The organism is Arthrobacter sp. R-11 (genome assembly GCF_049913155.1).
GTDB lineage: Bacteria > Actinomycetota > Actinomycetes > Actinomycetales > Micrococcaceae > Arthrobacter.
On sequence record NZ_CP183979.1, the window covers coordinates 1,806,633 to 1,819,254 of the forward strand.

The 12,622-nt window shown below is 67.0% G+C and carries 11 protein-coding genes; 4 read left to right on the top strand and 7 right to left on the bottom strand.

Annotation, left to right across the window (positions count from 1 at the left end; all coding sequences use genetic code 11):
- Positions 1-27: 27 nt before the first annotated feature.
- Positions 28-1,452, bottom strand: coding sequence for a type I glutamate--ammonia ligase (gene glnA, locus ACN9M4_RS08175; protein ID WP_426303035.1), 1,425 nt, complete (start codon positions 1,450-1,452; stop codon positions 28-30).
- A gap of 311 nt (positions 1,453-1,763) precedes the next feature.
- On the opposite strand from glnA, the gene ACN9M4_RS08180 reads away from it, so the two are divergent.
- Entirely contained in the window at positions 1,764-2,201 is a 438-nt protein-coding gene (locus ACN9M4_RS08180) for an RDD family protein (protein WP_426303036.1), read from the top strand.
- A gap of 71 nt (positions 2,202-2,272) precedes the next feature.
- On the opposite strand, the gene ACN9M4_RS08185 is transcribed toward ACN9M4_RS08180, so the two are convergent.
- The 3 genes from ACN9M4_RS08185 to lipB all read right to left on the bottom strand — a co-directional run bounded on the left by ACN9M4_RS08185 (position 2,273) and on the right by lipB (position 4,790).
- Positions 2,273-3,028, bottom strand: a complete 756-nt coding sequence (locus tag ACN9M4_RS08185) for a DUF4191 domain-containing protein (RefSeq protein ID WP_426303037.1) — start codon at positions 3,026-3,028, stop codon at positions 2,273-2,275.
- Positions 3,029-3,105: 77 nt separating this feature from the next.
- Positions 3,106-4,125, bottom strand: coding sequence for a lipoyl synthase (lipA, locus tag ACN9M4_RS08190; protein WP_426303038.1), 1,020 nt, complete (start codon positions 4,123-4,125; stop codon positions 3,106-3,108).
- The gene (gene lipB / locus ACN9M4_RS08195) at positions 4,122-4,790 is read right to left on the bottom strand and encodes a lipoyl(octanoyl) transferase LipB (RefSeq protein ID WP_426303039.1); all 669 of its coding nucleotides are present in this window, start codon (positions 4,788-4,790) and stop codon (positions 4,122-4,124) included. The genes lipA and lipB overlap by 4 nt, the downstream gene beginning before the upstream one ends.
- Positions 4,791-4,918: 128 nt before the next feature.
- On the opposite strand from lipB, the gene ACN9M4_RS08200 reads away from it, so the two are divergent.
- Positions 4,919-6,511 (top strand): protein kinase domain-containing protein, encoded by a 1,593-nt coding sequence (locus tag ACN9M4_RS08200; RefSeq protein ID WP_426303040.1) that lies wholly within the window; start codon positions 4,919-4,921, stop codon positions 6,509-6,511.
- Positions 6,512-6,544: 33 nt separating this feature from the next.
- On the opposite strand, the gene ACN9M4_RS08205 is transcribed toward ACN9M4_RS08200, so the two are convergent.
- Complete coding sequence (locus tag ACN9M4_RS08205; protein ID WP_426303041.1) at positions 6,545-7,438, bottom strand: TIGR01777 family oxidoreductase; 894 nt, start codon at positions 7,436-7,438, stop codon at positions 6,545-6,547.
- Between the two features lie 82 nt (positions 7,439-7,520).
- Between ACN9M4_RS08205 and ACN9M4_RS08210 the strand changes: the two genes are divergently transcribed.
- Positions 7,521-11,066 carry a S41 family peptidase gene (locus ACN9M4_RS08210; protein ID WP_426303042.1) on the top strand — a complete coding sequence of 1,182 codons (3,546 nt, stop codon included), beginning with the start codon at positions 7,521-7,523 and terminating at the stop codon, positions 11,064-11,066.
- A gap of 71 nt (positions 11,067-11,137) precedes the next feature.
- Here ACN9M4_RS08210 and ACN9M4_RS08215 read toward each other — a convergent pair whose 3' ends face one another.
- Entirely contained in the window at positions 11,138-11,566 is a 429-nt protein-coding gene (locus tag ACN9M4_RS08215; RefSeq protein ID WP_426303043.1) for an OsmC family protein, read from the bottom strand.
- A gap of 140 nt (positions 11,567-11,706) precedes the next feature.
- On the opposite strand from ACN9M4_RS08215, the gene ACN9M4_RS08220 reads away from it, so the two are divergent.
- Positions 11,707-12,090, top strand: coding sequence for a VOC family protein (locus ACN9M4_RS08220; RefSeq protein WP_426303044.1), 384 nt, complete (start codon positions 11,707-11,709; stop codon positions 12,088-12,090).
- A 75-nt stretch (positions 12,091-12,165) separates the two neighbouring features.
- Here ACN9M4_RS08220 and ACN9M4_RS08225 read toward each other — a convergent pair whose 3' ends face one another.
- Positions 12,166-12,522, bottom strand: a complete 357-nt coding sequence (locus ACN9M4_RS08225) for a hypothetical protein (RefSeq protein WP_426303045.1) — start codon at positions 12,520-12,522, stop codon at positions 12,166-12,168.
- Between the last annotated feature and the right edge of the window lie 100 nt (positions 12,523-12,622).

Here is a 12,622-nt window from a genome sequence, read left to right on the forward strand (position 1 = left end):
TACACCCGGTTTAGCCCCGAGATCTAGCTAGACGCCGTAGTAGAGCTCGAACTCGTACGGGTTCGGGCGCAGCGCCAGCGGCTTGATCTCGTTCTCGTACTTGTACTCGATCCAGGTGTCGATCAGGTCCTGGGTGAAGACGCCACCGGCCTGCAGGAACTCGTTGTCCTCACGCAGGGCTTCCAGGGCTTCCTCGAGGGAGCCCGGAGCCTTCGGGATGTCCTTCGCCTCTTCGGCGGGGAGCTCGTAGAGGTCCTTGTCGATGGGTGCCGGGGGTTCGATGCGGTTGCGGATGCCGTCGATGCCGGCCATCAGTTGGGCAGCGAAGGCCAGGTACGGGTTGGAGGAGGGGTCCGGAGCGCGGAACTCGATGCGCTTGGCCTTCGGGTTGGAGCCAGTGATCGGGATGCGGATACCGGCGGAGCGGTTGCCCTGCGAGTAGACCATGTTGACCGGAGCTTCGAAGCCCTTGACCAGGCGGCGGTAGGAGTTCACCGTCGGGTTGGTGAAGGCCAGGACAGCGGAAGAGTGCTTCAGCAGGCCGCCGATGTACCAGCGTGCGGTGTCGGAGAGGCCGGCGTAGCCCTTCTCGTCATAGAACAGCGGTTCGCCGTTGTTCCACAGGGACTGGTGGCAGTGCATGCCCGAACCGTTGTCGCCGAAGACCGGCTTCGGCATGAAGGTGACGGACTTGCCCCAGGCGTCGGCGGTGTTCTTGATGACGTACTTGAACTTCTGCAGGTCATCGGCAGCCGCGGTCAGCGTGGTGAACTTGTAGTTGATTTCGGCCTGGCCGGCGGAACCGACTTCGTGGTGGGAGCGCTCGACCTCGAGGCCGGCCTTGTCCAGCTCGACGCACATGGCGTCACGCAGGTCGGCCTGCTTGTCGGTGGGGGAGACGGGGAAGTAGCCGCCCTTGACCGGGGTCTTGTAGCCGAGGTTGCCGCCCTCTTCTTCGCGGCCGGTGTTCCAGTGGGCTTCCTCGGAGTCGATCTTGTAGAAGCTGCCCTGCGGGGAGGACTGGTACTGGATGTTGTCGAAGACGAAGAACTCGGCCTCGGGAGCGAAGAACGCGGTGTCGGCGATGCCGGTCGATGCGAGGTAGGCTTCTGCCTTCTCGGCAACGCCGCGCGGGTCGCGGTGGTAGGGGTCACCGGTGCGCGGGTTCACGATGGAGAAGTTCAGCGCCAGGGTCTTCTCGATGCGGAAGGTGTCGATGAACGCGGAAGTCACGTCGGGGATCAGCTGCATGTCCGACTCTGCGATGCCCTGGAAGCCGCGGATGGAGGAGCCATCGAACAGCTGGCCGTGTACGAAGAAGTCCAGGTCAACGCTCTTGGCCGGCACGTTGAAGTGCTGCTGGACGCCGGGCAGGTCGGTGAAGCGGATATCGACGAACTTGACGTCTTCTTCCTTGATGAACTGGAGAACTTCTTCCGCAGTCTTGAACATCTATGCTCCTAACGCATAACAGGTAACGGGCATTTGCCGTCTGATCCAGCGAAAACCGAAGCCGGCGGCGCACACAAAAGTGCCCCCGGTGCGGTGGCTAGCAACTCATACAACCTTAGGGAAAAGGGATTTCCCGGGAGTATCAGCTTTGTTTCAGGCAGGTTACAGAACCGCCTCCTGTGTAAACGCTACTTGCCGGAGGGGCCGGGGTCCACGTTGTCCGCAACGCGGCGCGGCGCCGTGCCTGAAGGCGGGGCAGCGGTGGCCGGCATGTGGCCGCCCTCCGCCGGTAATACCGTTAAGCTTGTTGGGTGGTTTCCCGTAAAGATCTCGGCTCATGGCTCACCGGCCCGGATACGTCCGGCATTTCAAAGTACCCGGGCGCACGGCTGGGCCTTCCTGAGTCCGGCCCGGGGTCCATGGCACGCGCCGGCCGGCGTATCCTTGGCATCTGCATCGACTGGGGCCTGGCGCTCCTGATCAGCAATTTCGCGTTTGCCGGTAACCAGTGGGCCACGCTTGCAGTCTTCGCGGTCGAGCAAATCCTGCTGATCGGCACTCTCGGCTACAGCATCGGGCACCGCATCGCAGGCATCCACGTGGTGAAGTTGAGCGGCGGCCCGGCCGGCCCGCTGGCCGCCCTGGTGCGGACGTTGCTTCTTTGCCTGGTGATTCCCGCCGTCATTTTCGACCCGGACCAGCGCGGCCTCCACGACAAAGCCATGAACACGATCCTTATCAGGATGTAGCGGCCGTCTCTGCCGAATACAAAAGAACCGCCCCCAAAAAGATGGAGGCGGTTTTTTGTATTCGCAGGAAATCAGCGCCCACGCTGGGGACGTGCCTTGTACGGATCAATGCCCTTCGGGATCGGCAGGCGGTTGCTGCCCAGGGATGAGATGCGCTTGCTGACCGCGTTGACCTCAACCTTGGTGAGCTCATTCTTGAGCTTGTTCATGGTCTTGGCGATCTGGCTGATGGGAACCTGGCCTTCGCCCCGGCCACTTTCGATCACGTGGATGGTGACGTTCGGCAGGATGCGGGAGAGCTTCTTGCGTTCTGCGTCCAGTAGCGGCTTGGCCCGGTGCGACGGGCCTTCACTGACGAGGACGACGCCGGGACGGCCGATGGCGCGGAAGACGGCATCCTGCGTGCGCGGGTTGACGGCGACCGGCTGCTCTTCGGTGATCCAGCCGCGGCGCAGGGTTCCGAGGGCGGCGCCGGAAGCGCCCGGCTGGTTTTCGATCTGCGCGAAGGCAGCCCGCTCGGCGCGGCGGGACAGGATGAAGACGGCGGCCAGCAGGCCCAGCGGAATGCCGATGATCAGGCCGGTGATCGGGTTCTGGAGAAGGAAACCGATAAGCAGGCTGACGGCGATGACGCCCACGAAAGCCAGCACCATCAACCAGACGACCTGCGGGTCGCTCCGGCGGGTCATCTTGAAGACCTCGGCGATTTGCTTGAGCTGGCTCGGCTTCTTGGCCTTGGCTTCTTTGGGCTTGCGGGAGAACAGCCCGCGCTTCGGGGCGTCGGCGGCCGAGGGGGTCTGCTTGCTGGAATCAGGGGATTTCGCCATAGTGCCTTTAATTCTACGTGATGACAAAGGACCGGACGCCTGTTGAAAGGCGTCCGGTCCCCGTGGCTTGATGGATGTTACGCGCCGTGGGTGAGGAGGGTGCGGGCTTCCTGGCGGGTGGTGCCGGAGTCCTGAATGCCTTCGGCGATGTGGGCCAGGTGGTCGGGGATGTCGCGGCCCTTCTTGCGCATCGCGGTGGCCCAGAGCCGGCCGGCCCGGTAGGAGGAGCGGACCAGGGGTCCGGACATGACGCCCAGGAAGCCGATCTCTTCGGCTTCGTCGGCCAGGTCCACGAATTCCTGGGGCTTGACCCAGCGGTCCACGGGCAGGTGCCGTTCGGAGGGGCGCAGGTACTGGGTGATGGTGACCAGGTCGCAGCCGGCCTCGTGCAGGTCCTTCAGGGCCTCGGAGATCTCGGCGCGGGTTTCGCCCATGCCCAGGATGAGGTTGGACTTGGTGACCATGCCGTGGTTGCGGCCCTGGGTGATGACGTCCAGGGAGCGTTCGTAGCGGAACGCGGGGCGGATGCGCTTGAAGATCCGGGGCACGGTTTCGACGTTGTGCGCGAACACCTCAGGGGCCGAGTCGCAGATCGCGGCGATGTGCTCGGGGTTGCCGGAGAAGTCCGGGATGAGGAGCTCGACGCCGGTGCCGGGGTTCAGTTCGTGGATCTTGCGCACGGTTTCGGCGTAGAGCCAGACGCCCTCGTCCGCCAGGTCGTCGCGGGCCACGCCGGTCACGGTGGCGTAGCGCAGGTTCATGGACTGGACGGAGCGGGCGACCTTGGTGGGTTCGAGCCGGTCCAGGGGGGAGGGCTTGCCGGTGTCGATCTGGCAGAAATCGCAGCGGCGGGTGCATTCGGAGCCGCCGATCAGGAAGGTCGCTTCCCGGTCTTCCCAGCACTCGAAGATGTTCGGGCAGCCGGCTTCCTCGCAGACGGTGTGCAGGCCTTCCTGCTTCACGAGGTTCTTCAGGCCCACGAACTCGGGCCCCATCTGGACCTTGGCCTTGATCCACTCGGGCTTGCGTTCGACCGGTACCGCTTTGTTGCGCTGCTCAACACGCAGCAACTTACGGCCTTCAGGTGCCAGGGTCACTGGATAGCTCCTTCGGGGCTGAGGACGAGTGCTTCTTCGTGCTTGCGGAATTCTTCCACGAAGCGTTCGACGATGTCCGCCGGGTTGATGGTGCGGCCCGTCTCCAGGGACATGGTGGTGACCCCGGCGTCCGTGATGCCGCAGGCGATGATCTGCGCATAGGGAGCGAGGTCATTGCTGCAGTTGATGGCGACGCCGTGCATGGTCACGCCGTCAAGCACGCGGATGCCAATCGCGGCGATCTTCCGGTCCGGGCCTTTTTCGTCGGCTTTGATCCAGACCCCGGCCCGGCCCTTGATGCGTTCGGCCCGGATGCCGTAATTCTCAATGACGGCGATCATGGTGGCTTCCAGACGTTCAACGTAGTCGCGGATGCCGGCACGGTTCTTCAGCTTGATGATCGGATAGGCGATCAACTGTCCCGGACCGTGCCAAGTGAGTTTGCCGCCACGGTCGACAGGAACAACAGGGGTTCCGTCGAAGGGGCGCTCGTGGTCTTCCGTCAGCTTGCCTGCCGTGTAGACGGCGGCGTGCTCCAGGAGCAAGACGGTATTGGGTCCCTCGCCGGCAACAACCTTGTTGTGGATTTCGCGCTGCACGTCCCAGCCGTGCAAGTAATCTACGAAATCCGGGGCAAGACCCAGTTGTGAAAACTCTAGAGTCATGCGTTCAAGCTTAGACCCCGTCCGTGCCAGGCCATGATTTTGTGGCCAAGCTCTCAGTCATCACCGGTGATTTGGCTGCCTGTGGATAACTTCTGCGGGATTTCCGGGTTTCCGGTAATCCTTGAACCATGGAAATTCCCGATGCCCCGTTGATTCCCGGCCACGAGGCGGTCCGTGAGCTGGGGCGCGGCTCCAGCGCCTCGGTCTGGCTGGCCACCGCAACGGGAGACGGCGGCCAGGTCGCGGTCAAGTGCTTCACCGGTGCACCATCTCCGCTGTCCGACCCGCAGTCCATGGCGGGCCTGCAGCGGGAAGTCAGGATCCTCTCCCGGTTGCAGCATGAACACCTGCTGGGCTTGCATGGCGTCCTCCGGCTCGGCGGTGGCTTCGACGGCCTGCCGGGACTGGTGATGGACTATGCCGCCGGGGGCTCCCTGGGACGCCTGGTCAGCGCGAGGACAAGGCTCAGCGTGGGCGAGACGGTCACCGTCGTCACCCCACTGGCGCGGCTCCTGGCGTTCCTCCACCAGGAAGGCGTCGTTCATTCCGATGTGTCTCCGGGCAACGTCCTGTTCAGCGCGCATGGCAAGCCGCTCCTGTCTGACCTGGGCATCGCGCGGATGCTCGGCGACCCCGGGGCGGCACCGGTCCAGGGGACGCCGGGATTCAGCGATCCCGCGGCGGGCGGCGATTCCGGCGTCCTCCGACCTGAACGGGACTGCTATTCGCTGGCGGCCCTTGCCTGGTACTGCCTCACCGGGGCGCCTCCCGAACGTTCATCGCGGCGGCCGCCGCTCACCCTGCTCGTGCCGGAGGTGCCCGCGGCTTTGGCCGCTGCGATCGAAGCAGGACTCCAGGAAGACCCTGCCGCCCGGCCGCCGGCGATGGCCTTCGGTGCCGCCGTTTACCGCAGCGCCGCGGCAGCTCCCGTGGATCTCTCCGATGCGGTGGACAGCAGCGTCGTTCCGGAGCTGCTGACCCGGCGCCGGCCGGCTTCAGGCAAGGGCGTCCGGACCAGGCGGCCGGCGCGTGGCGCGGGGCGCCGTCTGTTCGGGCTTCCCGGCAGGCCTTCCACTGCAGGGGCCAGGCCACGGCCCTCGGCAGGACCCCGGAGGAGGGCCCTGGTCGGGGCCGCCGGCGCGCTGGCCGTGGCGCTCCTGCTTGCGGGAGGCATCTGGTGGTCCGCGGCGCCGTCGAAGCCCGGTACGGAAGCCCAGGGCAGCAGCGCGCCGGGCCCCGCGGGCATCCCGGACCCTGGCGGTGTGCCTGCCACCGGGCGAGGAGAACGCGTGAGTGACGGCCTCAGCGAGACGGTTCGTGCCCAGTTGCGTTCCGGGCGGCCCGAAGAAGCCATCAAGGGCTTGTCCGCCCTCCGTGATTCCGCCCTGCGCACGGGACGGCTTGAGCTCCTTGCGGAAGTCAATGCAGCCGGCTCGCCGGCAGCCGCCGCCGACGGAAAGATCGGGGCGCAGATGGAAAAGGCAGGGGTCGTGCTGGCAGGGTTCACGACCACCCTGAAAGACATCCGCGTTTCCAGCCTCGCCGGGAACGGAGGGGCGGCGGTTACCGCCGTCGTCGAAACTTCCCGCTTCGAGGAACGCGATGCGTCAGGGAAACTGGTCCGTCTACGGGAGGCGGCGCCGCCGCAGCAGCTGCGGCTGATGCTCTCTAAGGTCGACGGCGGGTGGCGGATCGCGGACATCCTCGCCGGAGGCCCTTGAAAAGACCCCTGAGCCTCGGCTGTTCTTCCAAGGTCAGTGGATCTCCGCTGCCAGCCATGCCGCAGCGTCCGAGAGCGCCGGGTGCTGCCATTCGAAACCGGCGTCGAGCAGCCGTGCCGGTTCCATGCGCTGGCTTGCCAGGACCAGTTCATCCGCGAGGCGGCCGAGCACCAGGCGCAGCGCCGGGGCGGGCACCCTCAAGAACGCGGGCCGGTGCACTGCGCGGGCAAGGGCGGCCACCAAGGCGTTGACGTCCGCGCTTTCCGGCGCGCAGACATTCACCGGCCCTTCGAGGCCGGATCCGAGCAGGAATTCAAAGGCGGCAACTTCGTCGGGCAGGGTGATCCACGGCCAGAACTGCCGCCCGTTGCCGAAGGGGCCGCCGAGGCCAAGCCGCAACAGGGGGAGCATGGGGCCAAGTGCACCTCCCTTCGGGCTGAGCACCACCCCGGTCCGCGGCGTGACCACCCTGACACCGGACGGCGCCGCGTGCGCGGCAGCCTCCCATTCGACGCACAGCCTGGACAGCACGCCGGAACCGGGGCCGGCGTCTTCGCGGAGCACGCCGGTGCGCGAGCCGTAGTACCCCGAGGCCGACTGGCTCAGGAAGACCGGCGGAGGATCCTGCACCCGGGACATCGCCGCCGTCAGGGTTTCCGTCGTCTTCAGGCGCGAGGCCGCGAGCTCCCGCAACCGCGCCTTGCTCCAGCGGCGGTCGCCGATTCCAGCGCCCGAAAGGTTGACCACGGCGCCGGCGCCGTCGAGGACCTCCCCGTCCAAAACCCCGGCCGCCGGGTCCCAGGACCATTCGTCGGGAGCGGGCGCCGGACGCCGGACGAGGCGGACCACTTCGTGTCCCTTGTTGCGAAGGCTTTCCGCCAGCGCAGTCCCGATCAAACCCGATGCTCCGGAAATGACGATTCGCATGTCCTCATCACATCACGGCACGCGGTTTTCCGGCACAAGACGCCTTCCGGAAGGGGAATGACCGTTTGGCTATGATCGAACGATGACGTCTTCCAGTTACTTCCGTTTTCCGCATCTGCACGGCGATCTCGTCACCTTCGTGGCCGAGGACGACGTCTGGATCGCCCCGCTCGACGGCGGACGTGCCTGGCGGGTTTCGGCCCAGCAGCTGCCGGCCCGCAGCCCCCGCTTCTCGCCGGACGGAAAACGGCTTGTCTGGACCACGATCGTCGGAACCGCCCCCGAGGTGGTCGCTGCCGCCGTCGACGGCGGCGCGTACCGCCAGCTGACATACTTCGGGCACAGCAGCACCCGGGTCAGGGGGTTCACCCCGGCGGGCGAAGTGCTGGCCACCAGCTCCTACCGGCAGTCCGAAAACCGCCACAGCTACGCCTACGCCCTGCCGCTGGACGGCGGCTCCGCCGTCGAGCTCCCGTACGGCCCGGTCGAATCCGTGGCCTTCGGCCCCGAAGTGGGGGATGAACGTCCGGTGGTCCTCGCCAGTGTGCTGTCCAGGGAGCCCGCTTGGTGGAAACGGTACCGCGGCGGAACCGCAGGGAAGCTGTGGATAGACCGCGACGGCAACGGCGAATTCGAACGGCTGGTGCCGGAACTCGACGGTAACCTGACGGATCCCATGTGGATCGACGGGCGCATCGCCTTTCTTTCGGACCACGAGGGCCACGGAAACCTGTATTCGGTGCTCCCGGACGGCAGCGGACTGCGCCGGCATACCGACCACGAGGACTTCTACGTGCGCCACGCCGCGACGGACGGCACACGCGTGGTGTTCGAATCCGCCGGTGAACTGTGGGTGCTGTCAGGACTCGCGGAGGACGCCGCGGCGGTGAAGCTGGACATCACGCTGGGGTCGGCCTCACAAAACCGCCGCCCGGCTCCGTTGAAGGTCGGCGCCCACCTGGGCGAGGTCTTCCCCAACGCTGCCGGCACCGCCAGTGCCGTGGAAAGCCACGGCACCATCCACTGGCTCCGGCACAAGGACGGCCCCTCCCGGGTCATCGAAGCCACCCCGGGCGTGCGTGCTAGGCTTCCCCGCCCGCTCGCCGGCGGAAAAATCGCCTACGTGGCGGACCACGTCGGCGTCGAGGCCATCTACATCAAGGACATTGCCGCTCCGCTTGAAGTGCCGGCCGGAAAGCAGCCGGATACGGCCGCCGGGGCTCCCGCCACGCAGCCGGACGAACTGCCGCAGCCCGACGCGCTGCCGCGGCCGGTGTCGGCGGCAGCGGTCACCGGGGGTCCCGTCGCGGCCGACGGTGCGGGGGCCGCAGTTCATGACGACGGCGGGGCGCACGACGGCGCGGCCGGGCACGAGCCTGGAACAAGCGGAGACGGCGGCACCTCCGCAGCGGATGCGGCCCCGGAGACGTCCGGGACGGTCCGCCGCATCGATTTTCCGCGTCCCGCCCGGCCTTGCGCGCTCGAGCCGAGCCCGGACGGCCGTTGGCTCGCCGTCGGAACGGCGTTCGGTGATGTCTTCCTGGCCGACACCCGCGACGGATCCCTGGAACCGCTGGTGACCATCGGGGACGGCACCATCGACGCCCTGGCGTGGTCCCCGGATTCGCAATGGCTTGCCTGGTCCGAACCCGTCACGTCCTTCGGCTCGCGCAGCAAGCTCCGCATGGCCAAGGCGGACGGCAGCAGCGGGATCATCGACATCACGGACGGACGCTTTTGCGACGAGTCGCCGGTGTTCACGCCGGACGGCAAGTTCCTCGCCTTCCTGTCCAACCGCAGCTTCGACCCCGTCTACGACGGGCATGCCTTCGACCTTTCTTTCCCGAGCCCCATCAAGCCGTATCTGCTGGCCCTCGCCGCGGATACGCCGTCGCCCTTCGGCCCCGCCATCGAGCTGCTGGAATTCGAGCCGCTGGATGGCGGCAGCGCCGGAACGGACGACGTCGGCCCCGGGGGCGCGGAACCGGCGGCTTCGGCGACGGCTGTCCCCGAGGTCCGGGTCGACGTCGACGGGCTGGCGTTTCGGGTGATCGGCGTGCCCGTGGCGCAGGGCAACTACTCCCGTCTTTCCGCCCCCGACGGCGCCCTCCTTTGGCTCGACACGCCCCTTTCCGGCGTCACCGGTGACGGGCGCGGCAGCCTCCAGGACAAGGCGCCGGCGCCGTCCCTGGTCCGCTACGAACTGGGCAAGCAGAAACAGAGCACCTTGGTGCCGGCCCTGACGCGCTACCGGCTGTCAGCCGACGGCAAGAGGATCGTCTTCGTCCACGAAAAACAGCTCAGCGCGGCCCCGGCCACGGCCAAGGCCGACGAGGAATCCGGTGAGCTGGTGAAGGTGGACCTGCAGCGCATCCGCGTGCTTTTGGAGCCGCTCGCTGTATGGGGCCAGGCTTTCGACGAGGCGTGGCGGCTGCAGCGGGACTTCTTCTGGACCGAGGACATGGCCGGGCAGGACTGGGAAGCCGTGCACCGGCGGTACCGGCCCCTGGTGGAGCGCCTCGGCTCGCACGACGACCTCGTGGACCTGCTGTGGGAACTGCACGGCGAACTGGGCACCTCACACGCCTACGTGCGTCCCGCAGCCGTGACCGAGCCCGGCAGTAACGGCCAGGGCCGGCTCGGTGCCGATCTCGAGTACCGCGACGGCGGCTGGGAGATCACCCGGATCCTGTCCGGCGACTCCTCCGACCCGCTGGCGAACCCGCCGCTGAAGCGTCCCGGAGCCGACGCGAAGGAGGGCGACATCCTGCTGGCGGTTGACGGCGTCGCGCTCTCCGCCGAGGTGACCCCGGCGAAGCAATTGCTCGGCGCCGCCGGGCGGGCCGTGGAACTGACCCTGCGCAACGGCCCCGGCCACGGCGCCGCGGCCGGGCTGCAGCGGCGGACCGCCGTCGTTCCGCTGAAGGATGAGGAGCGGCTCCGCTACCAGGAATGGGTGCACGGCAACCGCCGCACGGTCCGCGAGGCCTCCAACGGCACCTTCGGATACCTGCACGTGCCGGACATGATGGCCAACGGCTGGGCCCAGCTGCACCGGGACCTGGACACCGAAACCGCGCTGGACGGCCTCATCGTCGACGTCCGCCGGAACCGTGGTGGCCACACTTCCCAGCTCGTCGCGGAGCTGATCGGCCGCAAGGTGACCGGCTGGAGCATGCCGCGCGGCGAACGGCCGCGCACGTACCCGCACCACGCACCGCGTGGCCCGGTGGTCATCCTGGCCGATGAGTTCGCAGGTTCCGACGGCGACATCATCACCCAGGTCTCGAAGCTCCGGGGGATCGGCCCGGTGATCGGCACCCGCACCTGGGGCGGCGTGGTCGGCATCGACAATCGCTTCACGCTGGCCGACGGCACCGGAGTCACCCAGCCGCGCTACGCCACCTGGTTCGGCGACGGGGTCGCCTGGAGCGTGGAGAATTTCGGCGTCGAACCCGACATCGAGGTCCTCTTCCCGCCGCACGCTTACGCGGCCGGGACCGACCCGCAGCTGGAATACGGCATCGGCGCGCTCAAGGAAATGATCCAGGAGCTTCCCACCGACCGTCCTCCGCTGCGCGAGGGCTACCGCACCCTGCGTCCGGAACCGCTGCCGCCGCGGCCGTAGCGGAACTGCGGACGACTGAGGCCCTGGCCCTCCTTCCGGAGGGCCAGGGCCTCAGTGCTGTGCGGCTCTGCCTAGGCGGAGAGAGTGGCGTCCAGCGTGATGTCGATGCTTGCCAGCGCGCCGGAGACCGGGCAGCCCGTCTTGGCTTCGCCGGCGATCTTCTGGAAGTCCTCTTCCGTGATGCCGGGGACCGTGGCGCTCATGGTGAGGTGGCTTCCGGTGATGCCGGTGCCGGGGACGAAGGTGACGTCAGCCTTCGTCCGGACCTCTTCCGGAGTGTAGCCGGCTTGGGCCAGCGCGTTGCTGAAGGCCATCGAGAAGCAGGCGGAGTGCGCGGCTGCGATGAGTTCTTCCGGGCTGGTCTTGCCGCCGGACTGCTCGGTGCGTGCCTTCCAGGTGACCTCGTAGGTGCCCAAGCCCGAGCTGTCCAGAGTGGTGTTGCCGGAGCCTTCGATCAGGTTGCCGTTCCAAACGGTGTGTGCGGTGCGTGTTGCTGCCATGTCCACTCCTCAGCGTTGTCGCGAATCGGCCTCCGACGGTGCCGGAGGCCACTACGCTCAATCCTATGGATTCTGTCCCCGGCCTGCACGGCGTGTCCGCTGCGGGTGGAATGTGACCCCGGTTCCCTAGACTGTGCCCCATGGAAAACCTCTCCGAAGCGTCCCCGTCAGCGTCCCTCCGCCCGCGGATCGCATCGATCATGATCAACGCGGTGGACGCCGGGCGGCTGTCGGCATTCTGGTCCGAACTGCTTGACCTGCCCGTGGCCGCCCGCCACGCGGAGTTCATCTGGCTGGAAGCGGCAACCCCCGGGGCGCCGCAGCTTGCGTTCCAGCAGGTGCCGGCCCCGGCTGAGGGAAGGCGCCGGCTGCACCTGGACCTGCACCACCCCGAACCCGCCGTCCTCCAGCGCCGGGCGGAGTCCCTGGGGGCGCGGTTCGTGGAAGGACACAACATCGGCGACTTCCACTGGGCCGTTATGCAGGACCCGGAAGGCAACGAGTTCTGCATCGCGGCGGACTGACGGCGCCTCCTCTTCCAGTGTTAAACGTGGAAGGCCACCCTGCCATGGCAGGGTGGCCTTCACAGGCTCCGGGAGTCAGTTCCAGATGGTGGCGATGGCGATGTTGATCAACGCCAGCCCGCCCACGCCATGGGCCAGGCCGGTGGAGACCGGCTCGCCCTTCTTGACCTTGCGTGAACCGATGACGGCCAGCACGGCAACAGCGACGGCGATTGCGAACTTGATCCCCAGCTTGAAGTAGTTGGGATGCATGTTCAGCTCAGGAACAGTTATCAGGCCCATCATCGCGATGCCGGTGAGCAACTGGAGGAACGCACCGTCGCGCTGGCGCGGGTGGACGGTCGGTTCCTTGATGGTGGCGATCCAGTAGCCCACAATCATGGCCGCGCCGACGATGTGCAGGAAGACCAGAATGCTGAAGAGAATACTCATGGCTACAGCTTAGCGAGCAGTTTCTACGTCCCGTAGCAAAGCCACGGCCCCAATTGGGAAGAGAAAAGCCCCGAACCGGGAACAGAAAAGCCCTGAACCG

Excerpts from the sequence above, each read along its gene's own strand:
- ACN9M4_RS08225 (WP_426303045.1), bottom strand. The coding sequence starts at position 12,522 with ATGAGTATTCTCTTCAGCATTCTGGTCTTCCTGCACATCGTCGGCGCG.
- ACN9M4_RS08200 (WP_426303040.1), top strand. The coding sequence starts at position 4,919 with ATGGAAATTCCCGATGCCCCGTTGATTCCCGGCCACGAGGCGGTCCGT.
- ACN9M4_RS08205 (WP_426303041.1), bottom strand. The coding sequence starts at position 7,438 with ATGCGAATCGTCATTTCCGGAGCATCGGGTTTGATCGGGACTGCGCTG.
- glnA (WP_426303035.1), bottom strand. The coding sequence starts at position 1,452 with ATGTTCAAGACTGCGGAAGAAGTTCTCCAGTTCATCAAGGAAGAAGAC.
- ACN9M4_RS08220 (WP_426303044.1), top strand. The coding sequence starts at position 11,707 with ATGGAAAACCTCTCCGAAGCGTCCCCGTCAGCGTCCCTCCGCCCGCGG.
- lipB (WP_426303039.1), bottom strand. The coding sequence starts at position 4,790 with ATGACTCTAGAGTTTTCACAACTGGGTCTTGCCCCGGATTTCGTAGAT.
- ACN9M4_RS08210 (WP_426303042.1), top strand. The coding sequence starts at position 7,521 with ATGACGTCTTCCAGTTACTTCCGTTTTCCGCATCTGCACGGCGATCTC.
- ACN9M4_RS08185 (WP_426303037.1), bottom strand. The coding sequence starts at position 3,028 with ATGGCGAAATCCCCTGATTCCAGCAAGCAGACCCCCTCGGCCGCCGAC.
- ACN9M4_RS08215 (WP_426303043.1), bottom strand. The coding sequence starts at position 11,566 with ATGGCAGCAACACGCACCGCACACACCGTTTGGAACGGCAACCTGATC.